Genomic DNA, 21,593 nt, shown 5'->3' on the forward strand with positions numbered 1-21,593 from the left:
TCCCACGCCCGACCCTGGATCTGGGGCAGACCCGCACCACCCACCAGGCGCTTACGCCCCCGCTATGTGTACTTCCTTTGAGGAATCCAGCACTAGGTGGCGCGCTGAGGTGCCGGACGCCAAGGGCGGGCAGGAGTTGAGTCAACGGTCAACCAGCCGTGGACGCGGGGCTTCACCCGTGGATTCCGCATCGGTGCCGACCGAGCCGCGGGGAAGCATCCAGTCTAGCCACTTCGGCAGCCACCAGTTGGTCCGGCCGAGGAGTGTCATGGTCGCCGGTACCAGCACCATGCGTACGACCGTGGCGTCGATGAAGATCGCGGTGGCCAGGCCGAGCCCGAACATTTTGGTGGAGGGGTCCTCGGCGACGGCGAAGGACAGGAAGACCGCCACCATGATGAGGGCGGCCGAGGTGATGATCCGGGCGGTGCGCGAGACGCCCTCAACGATCGCCGTGCCGTTGTCGCCGGTGCGCAGGTACTCCTCGCGTACGCGGGAGAGGAGGAACACCTCGTAGTCCATCGACAGGCCGAACAGGATGGCGAAGAGGAACATCGGGATGAACGACACGATCGGAACCGTCGCTTCCAACCCGATGAGTGCGCCTCCCCAGCCCCACTGGAAGACGGCGACCATGATGCCGTAGGCCGCGCCGATGCTCAGCAGGTTCAGCAGTACCGCCTTGAGCGGTACGAGTATCGAGCGGAAGACCAGCATCAGCAGCAGGAACGACATCGCCAGCACGGCGGCGACGAACACCGGCAGGCGTTGGCTGGTGCGTTGGCCCACATCGGACAGGCTCGCGGTGGCGCCGCCGACGTGGGCCCTGGCCGGGCCGTGCCCGATCGCCGTGGGCAGCACGTCGGTGCGCAGCCGGGCGATGGTGTCGGCCGTGGCCTTGTCCTGAGGGCTGGTGGTCGGGAACACCACGAGGGTCGCGATGCCGGTGGCCCGATCGATGTGCGTCGGCGCGACGGATGCGATGCCCGGATCCGCCGCGACCATTGCGACGAGTCGGTCCAGCACTCCCGGATCACCGGTGGGGTCCGCGGCGATGACGAGGGGACCGTTGGTGCCCGGGCCGAACCCCTCGGCGACGAGGTCGTAGGCGCGGCGCTCGGTACGGCTGTGGGGCAGTGAGCCGTCGTCGGGCAGGCCGACGCGCAGGCCGAGCACGGGCAGCGTCGCGGTCAGCAGCAGCCCCGCCGCGCCGATCGCGTACGGCACCGGGTGCTGGCTGACGTGCCCGATCCAGCGCCGCCAACCGGCGGCGTGGGCGGCGCCTGCTGCCGTGTCCCGCCGCCGTGCGAGTCGGCCCGGCTTCCTGGTCTGCAGAGCCCGGCCGATCCGGCCGGCCCGGGCCAGGCGTGGGCCGGCGGCGCCGAGGAAGGCCGGCAGAAGCGTCACGGACGCGACCACCATCGTCAGGACGACGATCGAGACGGCAACCCCGCCCACCGTCATGAACGGCACGTTCGCGACCGCCAGGCCGAGGATCGACACGACGACGGTGCCGCCGGCGAAGACCACCGGCCGCCCCGCCGTTGCCACCGCTCGTCCGGCCGCCGCCTGCGGATCGAGCCCGCACGCGAGGTACTCCCGGTGCCTGGCGAGCACGAACAGCGCGTAGTCGATGCCCACTCCGAGCCCGACCATGCTGCCCAGGACCGGCGCGAAGGTGGGGACGTCCGTCACCCCCGCCAGTACCGTCATCGTGGCGACCCCGACGGTCAGTCCGAAGACCGCCATGCCGATCGGCAGCGCGGCGGCGACGAGCGAACCGAACGCCAGGAACAGGATCGCGGCCGCGGCGAGGAGGCCGATCAGCTCGCTCGCGCCGCCGTCGGGGTCGGAGAAGGCGTAGAAGAGGTTCCCGCCCATCTCGATGCGCAGGGGCAGTTCGGCGCGCAGCCGGTCGCCGAGATCGACGAGGGCGTCGAGGTCTTCCGCCGACAGCCGGCTCTGGTCGGGGTACTGCACCCGGACGACCGCGATCCGCCCGTCGGCCGAGACGAGGCCGCCGCGCACGGCGGTGTCCCCGCCCGCGTCGAGCGCTCCCGCCGGGTCGCTCGTGCCGAGCACGTGCGGCAGCCGCTTCACCTCGGCCCGCAGCCGCGTGAGAGCGGTGCGCGCGCCGTCGTCGTCGAAGAACGTCGCGCCGTCGGCGAGGGGGGTGACGACCACTTGGGCGGTCATCCCCTCCTGGCCGGTGCCTGCCCGCTCGATCAGTTCCGCGGCCCGTCGGGAGTCCAGTCCCGGAGCGGTCATCGAGTCCGCGGTCCGCCCGCCGAAGGCGACGGCGGCGAGGACGGCGAGCGTGGCGGCGATCAGCCATGCCGCGATCACCCGCCAGGGATGGCGGGCGGCGCTTGCGCCCAGGCGCAACAGGGCTTTCGAGAGCATCAGGTCCTCCAACCACCTCGGCGGCCGTCCTTGTACGGCCGCCGATGCCGAGGCTCGTCGCCACGGCGCTCCGCGGCATCGGCCCGCGGGCCGCGGATCCGTCGGCCCCAAGTCGGAGTGAATCCCCGTCCTTTCGGCCGATGCGCGGCACGCCGCGGTCCCTAGGCTGAGAACCGTGCTCCGAGACGACCTGCGAACCCTGTGGACCGAACCCCGGCCGCCCGACGCGCTCGCCCGGGTATGGCGGGACTGGGCGCTGCTCGCCGCGGGCCTTGCCGGTGTGGCGCTGGAGGCCACCCTGCGCGAGAACGTCGTGTGGCGGCCGGTGGCGGTGGTGTTCGCCGTATGGCTGTGCCTGCTGCCCCTGTGGCGCCGGACCCGCCCACTGGCGATGGTGACACTGGCGTTCGGCTCGGTGATCCTGCTTCCGGTGGCCTCGCTCGTCGCCGCACCGCGCGAGCCCGTCGGCCTGTACACCGGCGCGGTCGTGCTCGTGCTGGTGTACGCGCTGCCCCGGTGGGGATCGGGACGCGAGATCGTGCTGGGCGGCGCGGTGATCCTCGCGGCCGGCGCGCTGTGTGTCGTCACGGACGAGACCCCGGTCGTCGAAAAGGTCGTGGGCTTCGTCTTCCTGCTGCTGCCCGGCGTGGTCGGGGCTGCCGTGCGGTTCCGGGTGACCGCTCGCGAGCGGCAGTTGGAGCAGGTGCGCTCCCGCGAGCGCGAGCAGCTCGCCCGGGAACTGCACGACACGGTGGCCCACCACGTGTCGGCCATGGTGATCATCGCCCAGGCGGGCCGGGTGCTCGCGGGCACCGACCCGTCCACCGCCGTCGAGGCGCTGGAGGGGGTCGAGGAGGAAGGGGCGCGCACGCTGGAGGAAATGCGCGCCATGGTCGCCGCGCTGCGCGACCGCGGGGTCGGCGCCGAGCTGGCGCCCCCGGCCGGAGTCGCGGATCTGGAGCGCCTGGTGCGCACCCCGGGTGGTCGCCTCAGGGTCGACCTGGGGCTCGACGGCGAACTGGACGCGCTGCCCCCGGTCGTGGACGCGGCCGTCTACCGGATCGTGCAGGAGTCGGTGACCAACGCGCTGCGCCATGCGGTCGACGCGACCGAGCTCGTCGTTCGGGTCGCCGCGGAACGGCACACGGTACGGGTGAGCGTGCGCGACAACGGCCGGCGCACCGGCCGGGGTCGCGACGGATACGGACTTACCGGACTGCGCGAGCGCGCGACCCTGCTCGGCGGCACACTACGAGCCGGCCCGGGTACCGACCGGGGCTGGCATGTCGAAGCCGAACTGCCGAGAGCGAGGAGCGAGAGCGGTGTCCATTCGCGTCCTCGTCGCTGACGACCAGACGATCATCCGCACCGGGTTGCGGATCATGCTGAACGCCCAGCCCGGCATCGAGGTGGTCGGCGAGGCCGCCGACGGACACGAAGCGGTACGTCTGGCCCGCGAACTGCGCCCCGACGTCTGCCTGTTCGACATCCGCATGCCCGTGCTCGACGGGCTCGAGGCCACCCGGCTGGTCGCCGGCCCGGGCGTCGCCGACCCGCTGGTCGTGGTCGTCATCACCACGTTCGACCTCGACGAGTACGTCTACGGCTCACTGCGTGCGGGCGCCCGCGGATTCCTCCTCAAGGACACGGGACCGGAGCTTCTGGCGCAGGCTGTACGGTCGGCGTCCGAAGGTGAGGCGCTCATCGCGCCCAGCGTCACCGTCCGTCTGCTCCAGGCGTTCGCGGACCTGCCCGCCGGCCGGCCCGTGGCCCAGCCGGTCTCCCCCGTCACCGCCCGCGAGGAGCAGGTCCTCCTCGCCGTCGCTCGCGGGCTGACCAACACCGAGATCGCCGATGCACTGCACATCAGCCTCAGCACGGTGAAGACGCATCTGGCCAGCCTGATGGCCAAACTCGGCGCCCGCAACCGGGTCGAGATCGCGATGTGGGCCTACGAAACGCGCCGTATCCTCCCCGGAACCTGAGCCGGGTGCCGGGCCATGTCCCATGAGTCCTGCCCGGACATCAGTGCACCGGTCGGCTCACGTCGGCTCCACGTGCCTCACCCGCCCCAGAGCGTGACGTACCAGGAGGCCGGAACCGGGACGGTGAGACACCCGATACGACAAGACTCCCGACAGCTACCTCGCCAGTCTCCACCTGCACGCGTCGATGATCTGGATCAAAGACCTCACCAGGACCACCCGGTGATCACGACTCGATACGCGCCCTAGCTCCGGCCCTGCCCGGCGCCGCTCGACGACCGCCAACCGCCCGGCATCAAGGGTGGATTACCGGCCAGATCAAGGGTTTTCCCTGTACCCCTTTGACCGTCGCTTTGCCTATCGTTCCTGCACAGCTGACCCACAGGTAACCCCGGACGGGTCCGCTCCCGCGCACGGTCGGCCATCTGCACCGCTTTTCGGTTTCACCCCCCTCCGCTTCGACGTCGAAGCGCCTCCCCACCACCGCTCCGGCCTGCCCGGAGTCGGTCGCGAAAGGCATACCCTTGCGTACAGTTCCCGCCACCGGACGGAAGCTGATATCCGTCGCCGCGGTCTCCGCGGCCCTGCTCACGGCCGCCACGGCCACCGTCGCCGCCGCTCAGGACGGCGCCGCCGGCGAGGCCGCGGTCCCCGCCGCCCAGACCGAGGCCGCCCCGGGCACCCCGGCCGAACGCCTCATCGTCGGCTACAAGTCGGGCGCCGCCGAGGCCACGTCCAACAAGGCCGCCGAGGCCGACGCCGTCGCCAAGGGCAAGGAGGCCGGCGAGCACGCCGACTTCCAGCGCCGCCTCGGCACCGGCGCCGCCCTCGTCGACCTCGGCGACAACGCCACCACGGCCGAGGTCGCTGACGTCGTCGCCGAGTACCGGGCCGACCCGCAGGTCGCCTACGTCGTACCGGACCGGCTCAACAAGCCGATGGCCACGCCGAACGACACCGAGTACGGCAAGCAGTGGGACCTGTTCGAGGACACCGCCGGTATGCGCGTGCCGGGCGCCTGGGACCTGTCCACCGGGTCCGGCGTCACTGTCGCCGTCATCGACACCGGGTACGTGGCGCACTCCGACCTGGCCGCGAACATCGTCGGTGGCTACGACTTCATCTCCGACACCGCTGTCTCCGTCGACGGCGACGGCCGCGACAGCAACCCGGCCGACCCGGGCGACTGGTACGCCGCGGGCGATTGCGGCTCCGGTGTCCCGGCCAGTAACTCCTCGTGGCACGGCACGCACGTCGCCGGCACCATCGCCGCGGTCACCAACAACGGCAAGGGCGTTGCCGGTATCGCATACGGTGCGAAGGTCTCCCCGCTGCGCGTGCTCGGCAAGTGCGGCGGCTACGACTCCGACATCATCGACGCCATCACGTGGGCGTCCGGGGGCACCGTCTCCGGCGTGCCCGCCAATGCCAACGTCGCCAAGGTCATCAACATGAGCCTCGGCGGCGACGGCGCCTGCACCTCGGCCACCCAGAGCGCCATCAACGCGGCCGTGAACCGGGGCACGACGGTCGTCGTGGCCGCGGGCAACGAGAACGACAACGTCGCGAACCACTCCCCGGGCAACTGCAACAACGTCATCTCGGTCGCCGCGACCAACCGCTCCGGCGCCAAGGCGTCCTACTCCAACTACGGCTCCCTCGTGGACATCTCGGCGCCCGGCGGCCAGACCAGCACCGGCACCGCGAACGGCATTCTGTCCACGCTCAACTCCGGCACCAAGACCCCGTCGGCCGAGTCGTACACCTACTACCAGGGCACGAGCATGGCCACCCCGCACATCGCGGGCCTCGTCGCGCTGGTGAAGTCGGCCGACTCCGCGCTGACCCCGTCCCAGATCGAGTCGGCGATCAAGACCAACGCCCGTCCTCTGCCTGGCAGTTGCTCGGGCGGCTGCGGTGCAGGCCTGGCCGACGCGGCCAAGACGGTGCAGGCGGTGAGCGGTTCCAGCGGCACGGGTGGCAGCACCTTCACCAGCACCTCGGCCGTCGCCATCCCCGACGCGGGCTCGGCGGTCGAGTCCCCGATCACCGTCAGCGGACTGACCGGCAACGCCCCCTCGGCCCTGAAGGCGGCGGTCGACATCACCCACACCTACCGCGGCGACCTGGTCATCGACCTGGTCGCACCGGACGGTTCGGCCTACCGGTTGAAGTCCTCCAGCAGCTCGGACTCCGCCGACGACGTCAAGACCACGTACACGGTGAACGCTTCCGGCGAGACCGCGAACGGCACCTGGAAGCTGCGGGTGCAGGACGCGTACGCGCAGGACACGGGCACGCTCAACAGCTGGTCGCTGACCTTCTGAAGGCCGTTGTCGTGACGTCTGCCGACGACGGGACGCAGATCCCTTGACGGCAGATCGGGAACAGGCGGGCCGGCCGGTGCGGATGGGCGCCGGTCGGCCCGTCGCCGTGTCCGACAGGACACCTAGTCCTCTGTCTCCCCGTGCTGCTCCTCCCCGGCGAGCAGGCCCACCGGACGGCGGCCCGGTGGCTGCTGTGGCTCGGGGCGCACGGGTGCTGGGGGCGTCGGCCGGTCCACCGGAGTGTCGGTGGTCACGATGATCGATTCCCCGTGATGCAGCACGGCCAGCGGTTCACCTTCCACCAGCCGGTAGCGCGCATGGGACGGGCCGATGTCCACCTTCAGCCTGCGGCCGCGTACCAGCACGGTGAACGCCACCCTGGACAGCGCTTCCGGCAGGCGCGGTGCGAACGCCAGCTGGTCGGCCTTTCCGTCCTCACCGATGTACCGGCGCATGCCGCCGAATCCCCCGACCAGGGCGATCCATGTTCCGGCGAGGGAGGCGATGTGCAGCCCGTCACGGGTGTTGTGCTCCAGATCGTCCAGGTCCATCAGCGCGGCCTCGCCGAGGTAGGCGTATGCCAGCCGCAGATGCCCGGTCTCCGCGGCGAGCACCGCCTGGCAGCACGCGGACAGGGAGGAGTCGCGGACCGTGAGCGCGTCGTAGTAGGCGAAATTGCGGGCCTTCTCCTCGTCGGAGAAGAGGTGCGGGGACTCCATCATCGCCAGCACCAGGTCGGCCTGCTTCACCACTTGCTTGCGATACAGGTCGAAGTAGGGGTAGTGCAACAGCAAGGGGTAGTTCTCGGGCGGGGTCGCCTCGAAGTCCCAGCGCTGGAAACTCGTGAACCCGGCCGACTGTTCGTGCACGCCGAGAGACTCGTTGTACGGCACCGCCATGCGAGCCGCGGCGTCCCGCCACACCGCGGTCTCCTCGTCGTCGACGCCGAGTTCCGCGGCCCGCTCGGGATGACGTGCGGCCACCTCCGCAGCGGCCAGCAGGTTCAGCCGTGCCAGCAGGTTGGTGTACAGGTTGTCGCGGGCGATGGCACTGTACTCGTCGGGTCCGGTGACCCCGTCGATGTGGAAGACGCCTTCCGCGTCGTGGTGTCCGAGAGAGCGCCACAGCCGAGCGGTGTCCACGAGGAGGTCGAACCCGACTCTGCGCTCGAAGTCCTCGTCGCCGGTCACCATGACGTAACGGACGGCGGCCATGGCGATGTCGGCGTTGATGTGGAAGGCGGCGGTGCCGGCCGGCCAGTAGGCGGAACTCTCGGCACCGTCGATCGTCCGCCAGGGGAACGCCGCTCCCGACAGGCCCAGCTGGCCCGCGCGTTCCCGGGCCGCCGGCAGCATCCGGTGCCGCCATCTCAGTGCGGACGCGACGGCCTCCGGCGCGGTGAACGTCAGGACCGGCAGCACGTAGGACTCGGTGTCCCAGAAGGAGTGCCCGTCGTACCCGGTTCCGGTCAGGCCTTTCGCGGGAATGGCCTGGTTCTCACCGCGGGCCGCCGCCTGGAGCACGTGGAAGAGAGCGAACCGCACCGCCTGCTGGATCTGCGCGTCGCCCTCGACCTCGACGTCCGCGCCGGCCCAGAAGCCGTCCAGGTAAGCCCGTTGCGCGGCGACCAGTCCGTCCCAGCCCGTGCTGACCGCGGCCGCCACCGCTCCGTCCACCTGATCGTGCACGGCCGGTAGCGAGCGCTCACCCGACCAGCCGTAGGCCACGAACTTGACCAGCCGCAGCGGCTGCCCGGGCACCAGGTCCGCGGTCACCGTCAGACGACCGACATCGGGCTCGCTCTGCGCGGTCCAGCGCGTGCTCCGGGGCCCCTCGACGAGATGGTCGGCCGCCGCTGCCACTCGCAGTGCGCTGCGGGTGGTGCAGTGCACGAGCCGCAGGCGGGTGTCTTGTGCGAAGTGCTCCTCGGCCTTCAGGGGGGACTCGATCGCCGCAGCCACGCGCGGGTCGCCCCCGAGGCCGGGCAGTTGTTCGTTTGCGACCAGCTCGGACTGCACGGCCACCGTGGTCGGTCCGTCGATCGACTCGACCTCGTACACGATCGCGGCGACCGCGCGTTGGGTGAAGGACACGAGCCGCTGTGAGGTGATCCGGACCGTGCGACCGCCGGGCGATGTCCACCGCGCCGTGCGGCTGAGCACACCGGACTGGAAGTCCAGAACCCGCTCGTGCGCCAGCAGCTGCCCGTAGCGCAGATCGCACGGGTGGTCGTCGACCAGCAGCCGGATGACCTTGCCGTCGGTGATATTGATCATCGTCTGGCCGGATTCGGGATATCCGTAGCCCGCTTCTGCATAGGGCAGCGGATGCCGCTCGTAGACGCCGTTGAGGTAGGCGCCGGGCAGCCCGTGGGGCTCTCCCTCGTCGAGGTTGCCGCGCCACCCGATGTGCCCGTTGGACAGCGCGAACACCGATTCGCTCTGGGCGAGCACGTCCAGGTTCAGCTCGGTCTCGCGCAGGCACCACGGCTCGACCGTGAAGCTGGGATGGGTGATCACCGTGACTCCAGAAGTTCGGCCAGGTCACGGACGACGATGTCCGCCCCGTGCGCCCGGAGCTGATCCGCCTGGCCCACCCTGTCGACGCCTACGACCACACCGAACCGTCCCGCTCTCCCGGCCTCGACGCCGGCCAGGGCGTCTTCGAACACCGCGGCCTCGTCCGCATCCGTTCCGAGCCTGCGGGCCGCCTCCAGGTAGGTGTCCGGGGCGGGCTTGCCTCGCAGCCGGCGCTCGTGCGCCACCACTCCGTCGATCCGTTCCTCGAACAGGTCCTCGATTCCGGCCGCTGCCAGGACGTCCCGGCAGTTCGCGCTGGACGACACCACCGCGCACCGCAGGCCGGCCTCCCGCGCCGCGTGAACGAAGCGGACCGAGCCCTCGTAGGGTTCCACTCCGTCCTCGCGGATCCGCTGCAGCACCAGGCCGTTCTTGCGGTTGCCCAGTCCGTTCACCGTCTCCGCCTCCGGCGGGTCGTCCGGCGTTCCCTCGGGCAGGTGCACCCCACGTGCGGCGAGGAACGTGCGCACGCCGTCTTCGCGGGGCCGCCCGTCCACGTACTCGTCGTAGTCGTCCACTGCGTCGAAGGGCACGAACTCGGTCCCCTCACGTGTCGCGCGCTCGCGGAGATAGCCGTCGAACATCTCCTTCCAGGCGGCCGCGTGCACCTTCGCGGTCTGGGTGAGGACACCGTCGAGGTCGAACAGACAGGCACGGACATGAGCAGGAAGCCCCAGCATGTCGCCGAGGCTAGGAGGCGCCTGCGGCCGCTCGCGTCAGGCCACGGTCCGGCACGCCGGAAGACACCCGCTCGGTCGAGGGCCGAGCGGCGGCGACATGTGCCGCACGATATTCGCCGCACGAGGGACACAAGGGGCCCCTGGCCGGCGGAAACGCCGGCCAGGGGCCCGTGAGGAGATCAGTCTGCGTCAGCCGTCGGACTCCGACGACGGGAGGTAGGAGCCGGGCACGTCGTTCGGCGCGTAGATCTTGCTCTCGCCGGGGTACGGCTTGGCCCAGTTGTGCGTCTGGTACCACGTGAGGTGGTTCATCTGCGCGGGGTTGGCGTAGTCGGGCACGGCGTGGGGCCCGGTCAGCCGCTGCTTGGACTTCCAGTTCTCCCACTTCGCCGAGAGTTGCCGCATGTCCGCCGGCACCTTCGAGGACGGCACGGCCGCCGCCTCGGGGTCCTGCGGCGCGGGGGTGTCCACACCACAGGAAGGCGGGGTCTTCAGGCCATCGGTCAGCGAGACCCGGTTGGGCAGCGCCGTGAACGGCGTGTAGTCCGGTTTCCTGGTGAACGCCCCGGCCATCGGGCTGGCCGCGCTGTCCTTCTGGTTCATCGGGTGGATCCCGAGGATCTGCTCGATGGTGCGGATCATCGTGATCTGCGAGTAGTAGTGGCTGTCGACGGTGCCGTGCTGGGCCCAGGGACTGATGATCTGGATCGGGGCACGGTGACCGTCGACGTGGTCGAGGCCGGCCTGGGAGTCGTCCTCGGCGACGAAGATCACCGAGTCCTTCCAGTACTTGCTGTGCGAGATCGCGTCGACCATCCTGCCGACCGCGAGGTCGTTGTCCGCGACCTGAGCCGCCGGGCCCGCCGGACCACCGGTGTGGTCGTTGGAGAGCCAGAACATGTTCAGGTTCGCCGGACCGTTCTTCTCGAAGTCCTGCTTCCAGATCTCGTACTTGTAGATGTCCGGGACACTGGTGTCGAACATCGGGAAGCCCGGCACCGACACGTCGTTGAGCGACGGGATCGCCGAGCCCGTCTGTATGGGGTAGGCGGTGCTCTGCCCGGTCGCGTCCATGTTCTTGGCGTCGCAGTACAGGTTCTGCCAGGACGCGTCCGCCGGCTTGCTCTCGATCGACTGGAACTCGCCGAAGTCCCGCACGGTCTTGTCCGCCGCCTGCGCACCGGTCCAGAGGAAGCCGGACTTCTGGTGGCCGAGTACGTCGTTCTCGGTGTCGTAGCTGCGCGCGTACTCACCGGCCGAGGACTCGGAGTACTCCGGGTCGTCGGCCTGCATCAGCCAGTTGTGACCCTCGGCGGAGTTCGTGCCGATGTCGTAGGTGTTGTCGTACAGCCCGAACTGGTCGGCCAGCGCATGCTGGTTCGGCGTCACGTTCTCGCCGAACTGTGTCACCGAGCTGTCGCCGTTGCCCCTCTCGACGTCACCGAAGACCTGGTCGTAGGTCCGGTTCTCCTTGACGATCAGGAAGACGTGCTTGATCGTCGAGGGGTCGCCGAGCCGACGCGGGACCGGGACCGGCCTGGCATGGCTCCTGCCCTCGGCCAGCTTGACCGAGCCGGGGGTCCAGCCGTTCTGCCGGAAGACCTTGGCCGTCTGGGACCTGATGACGCTGTCGTCCGGCAGTGTGAAGCGCTGCACGCTCGACGTGGTGTCGTGGGTGCCGTGCGCGGCGCTGCTGGTGGGCCGGCGGGCGTCGATACCACGGGTGTTGGAGACCAGCACCTGCTTGCCGACGGTGGTGATCTCCGCGGGGAAGTAGTCCGTCGGGAGCAGACCGACGTAACCGACCGGCTCCTGCGCGCTCTTGTACCGGTAGACGGCGACCGCGTTGGCTCGGCCGAGCGTCACCAGCAGGCGACCGTCGTCGGTGAGCGTCACCCCGTTGGGCTCGTAGCCCACCGACGCCTCCGGCCACGGCCGGGTGTCGATGGTCTGCACGACCTTGTCCTTGGCGGTGTCGATGACCGACACGTTGTTGGTGGCGGTGTTCGTGACGAACAGCGCCTTCCCCTTGGCGTACAGGGCCGTCGGGTGCAGACCGACGTCGATGCTCGACGGGGCGGCCTCCGGGTCCGCCAGGTCGATGACGCTGACCGTGCCGGTGGTGGTGGCACCGGTCTTCGGGTTGGCCGGAACCTGGGTGCCGTACGAGTTCATGGTGATGTCGCCGGGTTCCGCCGGACGACCGCCCTCGTTGCTGACGTAGAGCTTGTCGCCGACCTGAGCCATGTCGCGCGGGGCGTTGCCCACGGCCCAGCTCTGCTTGACGGCACCGGTCGCCGCGTCGATGGCGACCACCCGGTTCTGCCCGTTGACCGCGGAGTACACGGTCGAGCCGTCGGACGAGAAGACCGCCTCGCCGACCAGGGCGTGCTTGGATCCGTCCGCCGGGATCTTGATCGACACCGGGTTGCCGACCGTGCCGTCCGGGTTCACCGTGAACCTGGTGTAGCCGTCGGTCTGGCCCAGCCACAGCTGCGTGCCGTCAGGCGAGTACGTGGGGCCTTCCTGTCCCACGCTGTTGCTGCTGATGCGCGGGACCGACGACGCGGCGGTGCCGACGATCTGCTGCACCTTCCAGTTCTGCACGTCGACGATGGCCAGTGCACTGCCCCCGTCGGTGACCGAGGCAGCGAGGTGGGTGCCGTCCGGGCTGACGGAGGACGACATGATCTTGCCGTTGTTGATGACGAGGCGCTCGCCGTACGGGGCTATGTACTGGTCGCTGGAGATGACCTGGCCCCGGTCGGTGGTCTGACCGACCTGGTCGGTGCCGAACTGGTGGGTCTGGGCGTAACCGATGCCGGCAGTGGCGGCGAGGACGACCGCGGTGGCCAGTGCCGTGAGGGTGCTCCGGCGGCCGATGCGTCTACCGCGGAAGTCCGTCTCGACACTCCGGCGGCGGCGTGTTACCTGCATGGAGTCACTCCTTCGAGGTACGGAGAAGTTCGACGTTGCCGTCGAACTGCCAAAGTGGGTTCGGTGCATCGCCGATCGGGGTCCGGACCAAGAAGTAGCCGTTCACTTCCTTCGGTCCATCGCCGTCGGCCATGAACCGCCCGTCCGGGGTGACGTCGAGTTGGTAGATGGCCGTGCCCGCGGCCTCGACGCCGGGGAGATGCCAGGAGACGACGCAGCGCCAGTCGTTGCCCGGTCCCTCCGCGGCGATCCTGATGCTGCCCTTGTTGCACGCCGCCGTGGCCTTCACCTGTGCCTCGGTGACGTCGGGGCGGTTGAGCTGCTTCGTCTGCATGCGATAGAGGTGGGCGAACGCCGTGGCGAGCGAGCGCTGCACTTTGTCCTGTTCGATGCCGGAGCCCGTGGCCCCGGTCGTCGCGGCGACGACCGCGACGGTCACAGCGACCACACCGGCCAGCGGCAGGACTCCGGCGGTGACCGCGCGGCGCCCTGAGCCGTCGTAGGCGGTGTTGGTGAAGTCGCGCCGCACGAAAAGCACGTAGGCCAGCGCTGTCGCGATCACCGTCCACACCAGGCTGACCACGATGCCGATGAGGAGCGGGCGGAGCTGTGCCGGGCTGGTGAACAGGCCGTTCCAGGCGATGAAGGCGTAGCTGGGCAGGGCGAGTCGTACGGCGGCGGGGAGCGGCAGCATCTGGGCGAGTTGCATCCCGAGCGCGACGACCGCGGGCAGCAGCAGTCCCATCGGGGAACGGCCCAGTGTGACGGACCCGAGCAGTCCGATCGCGGCGAGGGCCAGAGTCGGGGCGAGTACGCAGACCCAGGCGAGCAGGACCTTCCCTCCCGCGTCCCCCGGCGCCAGCAGGTGGCCGTCGAGACCGACCAGTGGCCGGTTTCCGACTGCCAGGAGACCACCGACCACGCTGGAAGAGGCCAGCCCGGCCACGAGCAGCAGGAGGACGGTGAGACTGGCCAGTGCCTTGGCCATGAAGATCCGCCTGGGCGACCGCACTGCCACGAGCAGGTGGCGCCAGGTCCCGAGCCGGTCCTCGGAGGCGAACACGTCGCCGGCGACCACCGAGGTCAGCAGCGGGAGTGCCCAGGTGCCCGCGAAACCGAGCATCACCAGCGGTCCGGCCCATCCTGTGGCGTGCATCCAGCGCCCGAAGAGGGTGTCGACGGGCAGCGTGCTCTGCCGGCTCACAGCGGCGACGAAGAGCGCCGGCGCGATCCAGCAGGCGAGGACCAGCAGGCGGATCCGCCATTGCGAGACCAGCTTGACCAGCTCGAAGCGGTAGCCGCGCGCAACCGAGACAGGGCGGGCGGCGGCAACGTTGTCGTCCGTGATGGTCGCGGTCATCGGCCGGCCTCCTTCGGCTCGGTGAGGGCGAGGAATGCGGCTTCGAGCGGCGACACCACGGGGGCGAGCTCACGCAACGCGATGCCCGCGTGGACGAGTTGAACCACAAGCTCGTCCAGGGCGGGCACCAGTGCGCGCACGACGAGCGCCCCGGCGTCGTGCCGTGCCCCGGCGTCGTCGATGATCCGGATGCCTGCCGCGTCGACAGCCAGCCGCCGGGCGGCCTGCGGGTCGGAGGTGAGCAGCCGGTAGTCGAGTTCGCGGTTCTCGGTGGCCAGCTTGCTCAGCGGGCCGGAGAAGACGACCCGTCCGGTGGCGACGATGGTGACGTCGGAGCACAGTGCCTGCAGGTCGTCCATGCGGTGGCTGGAGAGCACGACGCTGGTCCCGTCCGCCGCGAGCCGGGTGAGGACACCGTGTACGTGCTTCTTGCCGGCCGGGTCGAGGCCGTTGGAAGGTTCGTCCAGTACGAGCAGCCGGGGCTTGGTGAGCAGAGCTGCGGCGAGCCCGAGCCGCTGACGCATGCCGAGGGAGAACCCGCGGGCCTGGTCGTCGGCCACATCGGTGAGCCCGACCTGGTCGAGCACGTCGTCGACCCCCGCTGACCTCGCGTCACGGCCGCGCAGAGCGGCCAGCGCGGCGAGGTTCTGCCGAGCGGTGAGCGAGGGGTAGAGACCGGGTCCGTCCACGAAGCCGGCGACACCGTCGGGAGCGGTGAGCGCCCGCTGGACCGGCGTACCCAGGATCTCGAGGCGGCCGCTGTCGGCGACGGCCAAGCCCAGCAGGAGACCGAGCAATGTCGTCTTGCCGGCGCCGTTCGGTCCGACCAGGCCGTGGATCTGCCCCTGCGTCACATCCAGATCGACGCCGTCCAGCGCGACGACGTCGCCGAAACACTTGGTGATCCCGCGAGCCCGGACTACGAGGAGCGTGTCCATGAGTCCCTTCCTTCGAAACCTTCGAGGACCTTAGGGACGGCACACAACGCAGGCACAGGCAGCCAGTTGAACGTCCATGGAACGGATCGTCAAGGCGTCGGCAAGTCCGGGTGCACAAAATGGTCGGCATCGAGCCAGACTTGGGTACCCCGGCAGCGCGGAGTCGGTACGGCCGCGGTCCCCCGGAGGCCGGGGCGCCGTCGGTCGCGTCGGTGGAGCGCAGCAGGCGCAGGAACGCCTTCACGCCCGCGATGATTTCCTGGTTGCCGGTCAGGCGGTTCACTGTGGACTCGAACTCCCTGCCCAGTGCGACGATCCTGCGGTCCGACTCCTCGGTCCGCTCGTACGTGCTCATGGCCGGCGCGTCCAGGGTGCGGCGCAGTTCGGCGAGGGCCCGGTACTGTTCCTCCGCCTTCTCCTCCAGGACACGCGTCCCGGCCTCGGCGCGGTGCAACCGGGCGTGCAGTTCGACGACGTCGTCCCGCGGATACGTGACGTCCTTGAGGAGGGTGCCCAGGCACCGCCGGAGCCGGCCGAAGTAGGCGCCGGCCGGACGGAGGAAAGTGCTCAGCAGGAAGAACGCGGCGAACCAGTAACCCGTGAGCTCGCCCGTCGCCCAGGTGACCGCGACAACAACCGCCGCCGTCAGGACGTGACCCGCGACCGCCGCCCGGAGCATCGTGCGGGCGATGCGCGCGGCCTCGGCGTCCCGGGCCGGGGAGACCTTCATGCCCTTCTCACGACTTACCGCGATCTCAGCGAGCACCGCATGCGCGCGGAAGTACAGGTTCCAGGGCAGTGTGAGCAGGAGCAGCAGCCACAGAAGACTCAGTGCGCCCGCCCCGACGGCGAACACCACCGCGGGCGGTGCCCCCGCCACGTATGCGAAGGCCAGTGCCGCGGCCGCCGCCACGACGGCCACCACCGCTCCCAGGGATCTGCCCATGGCCTCGCCTCCCGTTCGTACATCGGCACGGCCCATCGTCCCTGGCTCGGTGCGCGTCGGCATGAGTAGGCGTACTCAGTGCAGCGTGCGGCGCGGCCGGCCGGTGTTCGCCGGCGAGGCGGCGGCCAGGCAGGTCCGCCTTGGCGTGGCGATAAAGGAAGTGCGGGTGTTCGAGCCGGTGAGGTACGTTCCTGCCTGTTCGAAGGGGGGCCCGAAGTGGCGAAGCTGAACCAGATCATCGCTGTCGAGAAGGGTGTCAAGAGCAAGTCGCTCCAGGACATCACCGCGGCGCACCACAAGGTGCAGAAGCCGGCATTGCTGGCAGGTATCTCGCGTACGTACCAGCCGAAGGACGAGGAGGGCGAGCAACTGCCGCCCGAGTCCACGCGGGTACAGGTGCAGGCCGAGGACGTGCTGCGGGAGATGTCCGCGTCGCTCACCCGGCTCTTCGACGTGACCGCCACCAAGGACTGGGCGAACTGCACGGCCCGCGCGGACGTCACGGTCGACGGCCGGACGATCGTCACCGACGTCCCGGTCAGCTATCTCCTCTTCCTGGAGAAGCAGCTCACCGACCTGCACACGTTCGTCAGGAAGCTTCCTACCCTCGACGCCGCCGAGTCCTGGTCGCACGACCCTTCCACGGACTGGTGGAAGACGGATCAGGTTCGCACGATCCGCACCAAGAAGGTCCCACGCAACCATGTCAAGGCGGAGGCGACCGACAAGCACCCGGCGCAGGTCGAGGTGTACTACGAGGACGTGCCCATCGGGTACTGGACGACCGTGAAGTTCTCCGGAGCGCTCCCGGCGCGGCGGGTGAACGAGCTGGTGGAGCGGGTCGAGAAGCTCCAGCAGGCGGTGAAGTTCGCCCGCGAGGAGGCCAACGGCGCCGAGGTCACCGACCAGCGGGTCGGCGAGGCGGTGTTCGGCTACCTGCTCGGCTGACGCCGACCACGGGTAGCATCCATGATCGCCCCCGCGTGCGAGCGCGGGGGTGCGCAACAGGCGCGGGCCGGATTGAGGACCGGTGCGCGCGATGAGCGCAAGCTGACGCTGAAGTTCAGCCTGAAGAAGCGGTGACAGTGAAGGTTCGAGTCCTTCCCCCGGCACAGCGCACGCGACGGGCCGGGGTAGCCCAACATGGCAGAGGCAGCCGCGTTCAATCTCAGACTCTCGCTCCAGTCTCAGCATCGCCGCCGATCGCCGGATCGACCGAGGCCGGACGAACGCCGTCGGATGCGAGTTCGACTCTCGCCTGCACCTCTCACATGGTGCGGTAGTTCAAAGGAAGAACACGACGGCATGATGACTGATCCGTCCTCTTAAACGCCGCCGGCGTGCGCAATTGGGTGGCATCCCCAGGGGCCCGGGAGCTGGATACGACTCCCGGGCCCCGCCACGTTCGTCGAAGTCTCACGACCTGTTCATCACGCTGGAGAGGGACGAGCCGCACTCCTCACCCCGGAGTCGCGAGCAGATCGTTGCCGACCGGACCTCCCCGCGGGCAGGGGGCGCGGCAGCCCCGATCAGGCTGCCCCCTGGCTGAGACTGCTGATGTCCGATGCCCCCGACAGGCCCCGACTTCCGCTCTTTCCCCGGGCTCTGAGAGGCTTCCGCCGTGCCCACGGTCGATCCCCGCTTCAGCGTCCTGTCCGAGGACTTCGCCACCGACCCCTACCGCTACTTCGCACCGCTGAGGGAGCAGGCACCGGTGCACTACGAGCCGGCGATCGACAGTTACTTCCTCTCCCGTTACCGGGATGTGAAGCGGGTGCTGACCGACCATGAGACGTTCACCACCGAAACGCTGCAGGTACGTGCCGAGCCGGTGATGCGCGGGCCGGTCCTCGCCCAGATGACCGGCGCCGAGCACACCGCGAAGCGAAAGATCGTCGTGCGTGGCTTCACCGGGCAGGCCCTGCAGGACCAGATACGCGCCATCCACGCCAACGCCGCCGAGCTCATCGCACCCCTTCTTCCCCGGGGACGGATGGACCTCGTCAACGACTTCGGCAGACCTCTCGCCGTCCATGTGACGCTCGACGTTCTCGGCCTGGACAAGAAGGACTGGCGGCAGATCGCCGCCTGGCACAGTGGGGTCGCCGAGTTCATCACCAGCATCGTCCTCACCCCGGAACGCCGACGGCACTGCATGGACTGCGCCGAACAACTGGAGGCCTACCTCGTCCCCGTCATAGAACAGCGCCGACGTCACCCCGGCGAAGACCTGATATCGAAGCTGTGCACCGCCGAGTTCGACGGCATCGCCATGAGCGACCGCGACGTGACCGCGCTGATCATCAATGTCCTGGCCGCAGCCACCGAGCCCGCCGACAAGACCCTCGCCCTCCTCTTCAAGCACCTGATCGACCACCCCGAGCAGATGGCGCAGGTCCGCCAGGACCCGACCCTGCTGCCCGCCGCGATCGCCGAGACACTGCGCCACACCCCGCCCGTCCAGCTCGTCCCTCGCCAGGCGGAGCGGGACGCCGTGTTCGCCGGCAGCACCGTCCCGGCAGGTGCCACCGTCTTCTGCCTGATCGGCGCAGCCAACCGCGACCCCGACGCCTTCGCCGCCCCGGACACCTTCGACATCCTCCGCACGGACCTGGCCACCGCCCGCTCCTTCACCGCCGCCGCCCAACACCTGGCTTTCGGCGCCGGACTCCACCAGTGCGTCGGCGCAGCCTTCGCACGCGCCGAGATCGAGACGGTCGCCGCGATGCTGCTCTCCCTGCTCGACCAGGTCCGCTACACCCCCGGGGTCCGCTACCGGGAGACCGGCCTGTACACCCGCGGCCCCGCCTCCCTCTGCGTGGACTTCACCCCTGCCCAGAGCACTCCCGAGCCTCACTGACATCCGCACATCCCTGCCCTGGCCATCGACCCTGCGGGGCGGGCGGCACCTTCCCTCGGCCACAGCAGCCGGTCCCGCCCTGTACGGCCATCCTCTTCAGGAGAAGACAGCGATGACACCGACCGACATCACCCGCGCCATCAACGACCTGCTCTTCAACCCCGGCCTCGACCTCGCCGAAGCCCTCGATCGACACTTCACCCCCGACTACCGCCAGCGCACCGACGGCGTGTGGAGCGACCGGACCTCCTTCGCCCAGCACATGACACGCCTCCGCTCCCTGGTCCGCAGCGGACACATAGAGGTCCACGACGAACTCCGTGACGGGCTGCGCTACGCCGACCGCCACACCGTGACCGTCACCCAGCACAACGGCCGCACCTCCAGCACCGAGGTCTACCTCTTCGCCGAGTTCGCCCCCGACGGTCGCTTCCAACGCGTGGAAGAGACCACCCTCCTGGTCACCGGCCACCCCGACGACGGGAACCTGGGTCTCATCACATGAGGGCGAACCTGCGAGGTCTGGAAACCCTCTATACGAACGACTACGTGGGGGGAGGGGAGCGGCCGTGGCGTCCGTGGGGGAGAGACTGAGCAGCGCGCGCCTACGGGCCTTCGTCGGTCGGGACGAGGAACTCGGGCGCTTTGAGGGGGCGTTGGCCGGACATACACATGCGCCGTTCGCGTTCTACGTGTTCGGGCCGGGCGGCATAGGGAAATCGACGCTTCTGCGGTGTCTGGCGGACCAGGCCCGTGCGGCAGGCCGGCCGCTTCTCGAACTCGACGGGCGTTTCGTCAGCCGGGACCCGGACGACTTCGAGCGCGCGGCCGGTCCTTTCCTGGACGTTCCCGGCACGGTGTTGTCGGTGGACTCCTTCGAGCACTGCCAGTGGCTGGAGAGCTGGCTGTGGCAGCACTTTCTACCTCGCGCCGCTGACGGCGCCCTGGTCGTCCTGGCCGGTCGGCTCCCTCCGCAGCCGCAGTGGACCGCCGACCCCGCCTGGGCCGGGCTCCTGGACGTGGCCGAGTTGAAGCCGTTCTCCGAGGAACAGGCCCGGAGTCTGCTGGCCGCAGCGCAGATCCGGCCCGAACTGCGGGACCGGGTGCTCCGCTTCGCCGGAGGCAACCCCTTGGCGCTGTCCCTCGCCGCAGCCGCAGGATCGACGGGCTGCAGCAGGGAGGAGATCTGGGCCCCTTCGGCGGACGTCCTGCGAACCTTGTTGAGCGGCCTGATCGGTGAGGTGCCCACGGCGGCGCACCGCCGCGCCCTGGAGGTGGCGGCACAGGCTCACTCGACGTCCGAGGAACTGCTCACCGCGGTGCTGCCCGAGGAGGACGCCCATCTTCTCTTCTCCTGGCTGCGGGACCTGCCCTTCATGGAGTCCTCGCATCAGGGCCTCCACCCGCACGACGCGGCACGCGAGACGCTGTCCGCCGACCTGCGCTGGCGGGCTCCCCATGCTTTCGTGACGATGCGCCAGCGATTGGCGGAGGAGTACCTGCGCCTGCTGCGCGAGGCGCCCGAGGACCGGGTCTGGACCGTCACCGACGAGCTCTTCTACCTCTTCCGAGAGGGGAAGATCCTGGCCCGACTACGTACCTGGTCCCGCGAGGACGAGGTGCACGACCGCCCTCTGCACCCGGATGACATGGATGTGGTGCTGCGGATGGCGGAGGAGACCGAGGGGCCCGCCTCGACGGAAATGGTCCGCTACTGGGCGCAGCGCCAGCCACAAGCCTTCAGCGTCTATCGTCTCGTGAGCACGGGCCGGATCGTGGCGTTCACGGCCCGACTCGCGCTGCCGGCCCCTCCTGACCCCCAGGACCTGGCCACCGATCCCGTCGTCGCCGCGGCGTGGGAGTACACCGACGCCACCGCGCCGGTGAGCCCCGGCGAGCACATCGGCATCAGCCGCTTCTCGGTCTACCCCGAGCGGTACCAGGTACCCTCACGCGTCATCGACTTGAGCAGTTCCCGGGCCCAGGCGGAGGCCGCCCGCGCGCGGGGCCGCGCCTACGGCTTCGCCGTCTGGCGGGACGCCGAGACCTGGGCCGAGCGCGTCAAGGGCACCCTCGGCGACACCGGTGCGCGACCGAGGGTCGGTGAGCACACCTACGGCCTGTTCGGCGTCGACTGGCGCCAAGTGCCCGTCGAGGCCTGGCTCGACCGCTTCATTTCGGCGACCGACGTCCCCGCCCCGTCCGGGCCGTCGGGCTTCTCCCGCACCGCGTTCGACCAGGCCGTACGCGAAGCCCTGACGCACTGGCGCGACCCGGCCGCCTTCGCTGCCTGCGCCCTTACACGCACCCGCCTGGCGGCCGACCTCGCCGATCCCGTCCAAGAGCTGCGCGCCCTGCTGCGCCAAGCCGTCGACGACCTCGCCGGTGACCCGCGCGGCGTGCGCGCCCGCGAGGCCCTGACGGCGGGCTACTTCTCCGGCGCGCCCACCCAGGAGGCCGCCGCCCGCCGCCTGGGTCTTCCGTACGGCACCTACCGGCGCCACATGCGCCAGGGCATGGACCTGCTCTGCGAGGCCCTCTGGCAGCAGGAGCTGCACGGTCCCCGATAGCAACTCGG

At 69.9% G+C, this 21,593-nt stretch carries 13 protein-coding genes; 7 read left to right on the top strand and 6 right to left on the bottom strand.

Features of this window, described 5'->3' with window-relative positions:
• Window positions 1–141 precede the first annotated feature (141 nt).
• Window positions 142–2,403 carry an MMPL family transporter gene (locus tag ABZ471_RS20750; protein WP_359068243.1) on the bottom strand — a complete coding sequence of 754 codons (2,262 nt, stop codon included), beginning with the start codon at window positions 2,401–2,403 and terminating at the stop codon, window positions 142–144.
• A gap of 175 nt (window positions 2,404–2,578) precedes the next feature.
• On the opposite strand from ABZ471_RS20750, the gene ABZ471_RS20755 reads away from it, so the two are divergent.
• The 3 genes from ABZ471_RS20755 to ABZ471_RS20765 all read left to right on the top strand — a co-directional run bounded on the left by ABZ471_RS20755 (window position 2,579) and on the right by ABZ471_RS20765 (window position 6,715).
• Window positions 2,579–3,751, top strand: a complete 1,173-nt coding sequence (locus ABZ471_RS20755) for a histidine kinase (RefSeq protein ID WP_359068244.1) — start codon at window positions 2,579–2,581, stop codon at window positions 3,749–3,751.
• A complete protein-coding gene (locus ABZ471_RS20760) occupies window positions 3,726–4,388 on the top strand; it encodes a response regulator transcription factor (RefSeq protein ID WP_359068245.1) in 663 nt (220 codons plus the stop codon). The genes ABZ471_RS20755 and ABZ471_RS20760 overlap by 26 nt, the downstream gene beginning before the upstream one ends.
• Window positions 4,389–4,912: 524 nt before the next feature.
• Entirely contained in the window at window positions 4,913–6,715 is a 1,803-nt protein-coding gene (locus tag ABZ471_RS20765) for a S8 family serine peptidase (RefSeq protein ID WP_359068246.1), read from the top strand.
• A 122-nt stretch (window positions 6,716–6,837) separates the two neighbouring features.
• On the opposite strand, the gene ABZ471_RS20770 is transcribed toward ABZ471_RS20765, so the two are convergent.
• The 5 genes from ABZ471_RS20770 to ABZ471_RS20790 all read right to left on the bottom strand — a co-directional run bounded on the left by ABZ471_RS20770 (window position 6,838) and on the right by ABZ471_RS20790 (window position 15,209).
• Window positions 6,838–9,234 (bottom strand): glycosyl hydrolase family 65 protein, encoded by a 2,397-nt coding sequence (locus tag ABZ471_RS20770; protein ID WP_359068247.1) that lies wholly within the window; start codon window positions 9,232–9,234, stop codon window positions 6,838–6,840.
• Entirely contained in the window at window positions 9,231–9,974 is a 744-nt protein-coding gene (locus tag ABZ471_RS20775) for a beta-phosphoglucomutase family hydrolase (protein WP_359068248.1), read from the bottom strand. Before ABZ471_RS20775 ends, ABZ471_RS20770 begins: the two co-directional genes overlap by 4 nt.
• A gap of 189 nt (window positions 9,975–10,163) precedes the next feature.
• Entirely contained in the window at window positions 10,164–12,911 is a 2,748-nt protein-coding gene (locus ABZ471_RS20780; protein WP_359068249.1) for an alkaline phosphatase family protein, read from the bottom strand.
• Window positions 12,912–12,915: 4 nt separating this feature from the next.
• A complete protein-coding gene (locus ABZ471_RS20785) occupies window positions 12,916–14,271 on the bottom strand; it encodes an ABC transporter permease (RefSeq protein WP_359068250.1) in 1,356 nt (451 codons plus the stop codon).
• Window positions 14,268–15,209 carry an ABC transporter ATP-binding protein gene (locus ABZ471_RS20790; protein ID WP_359068251.1) on the bottom strand — a complete coding sequence of 314 codons (942 nt, stop codon included), beginning with the start codon at window positions 15,207–15,209 and terminating at the stop codon, window positions 14,268–14,270. Before ABZ471_RS20790 ends, ABZ471_RS20785 begins: the two co-directional genes overlap by 4 nt.
• A 1,162-nt stretch (window positions 15,210–16,371) precedes the next feature.
• Between ABZ471_RS20790 and ABZ471_RS20795 the strand changes: the two genes are divergently transcribed.
• From ABZ471_RS20795 to ABZ471_RS20810, 4 genes are all read left to right on the top strand, one after another.
• Window positions 16,372–17,103, top strand: coding sequence for a hypothetical protein (locus ABZ471_RS20795; RefSeq protein ID WP_359068252.1), 732 nt, complete (start codon window positions 16,372–16,374; stop codon window positions 17,101–17,103).
• 673 nt (window positions 17,104–17,776) lie between these two features.
• Window positions 17,777–19,015 (top strand): cytochrome P450, cyclodipeptide synthase-associated, encoded by a 1,239-nt coding sequence (locus ABZ471_RS20800; RefSeq protein WP_359068253.1) that lies wholly within the window; start codon window positions 17,777–17,779, stop codon window positions 19,013–19,015.
• 112 nt (window positions 19,016–19,127) lie between these two features.
• A complete protein-coding gene (locus ABZ471_RS20805) occupies window positions 19,128–19,520 on the top strand; it encodes a nuclear transport factor 2 family protein (protein ID WP_359068254.1) in 393 nt (130 codons plus the stop codon).
• Window positions 19,521–19,593: 73 nt separating this feature from the next.
• Window positions 19,594–21,585: an ATP-binding protein gene (locus ABZ471_RS20810; protein ID WP_359068255.1), complete on the top strand. Its 1,992-nt coding sequence runs from the start codon at window positions 19,594–19,596 to the stop codon at window positions 21,583–21,585.
• Window positions 21,586–21,593: the final 8 nt, after the last annotated feature.

The sequence above is a fragment of the Streptomyces sp. NPDC005728 genome, assembly GCF_040630895.1.
Taxonomy (GTDB): domain Bacteria; phylum Actinomycetota; class Actinomycetes; order Streptomycetales; family Streptomycetaceae; genus Streptomyces.

Excerpts from the sequence above, each read along its gene's own strand:
- ABZ471_RS20775 (WP_359068248.1), bottom strand. The coding sequence starts at position 9,974 with ATGCTGGGGCTTCCTGCTCATGTCCGTGCCTGTCTGTTCGACCTCGAC.
- ABZ471_RS20805 (WP_359068254.1), top strand. The coding sequence starts at position 19,128 with ATGACACCGACCGACATCACCCGCGCCATCAACGACCTGCTCTTCAAC.
- ABZ471_RS20790 (WP_359068251.1), bottom strand. The coding sequence starts at position 15,209 with ATGGACACGCTCCTCGTAGTCCGGGCTCGCGGGATCACCAAGTGTTTC.
- ABZ471_RS20750 (WP_359068243.1), bottom strand. The coding sequence starts at position 2,403 with ATGCTCTCGAAAGCCCTGTTGCGCCTGGGCGCAAGCGCCGCCCGCCAT.
- ABZ471_RS20785 (WP_359068250.1), bottom strand. The coding sequence starts at position 14,271 with ATGACCGCGACCATCACGGACGACAACGTTGCCGCCGCCCGCCCTGTC.
- ABZ471_RS20780 (WP_359068249.1), bottom strand. The coding sequence starts at position 12,911 with ATGCAGGTAACACGCCGCCGCCGGAGTGTCGAGACGGACTTCCGCGGT.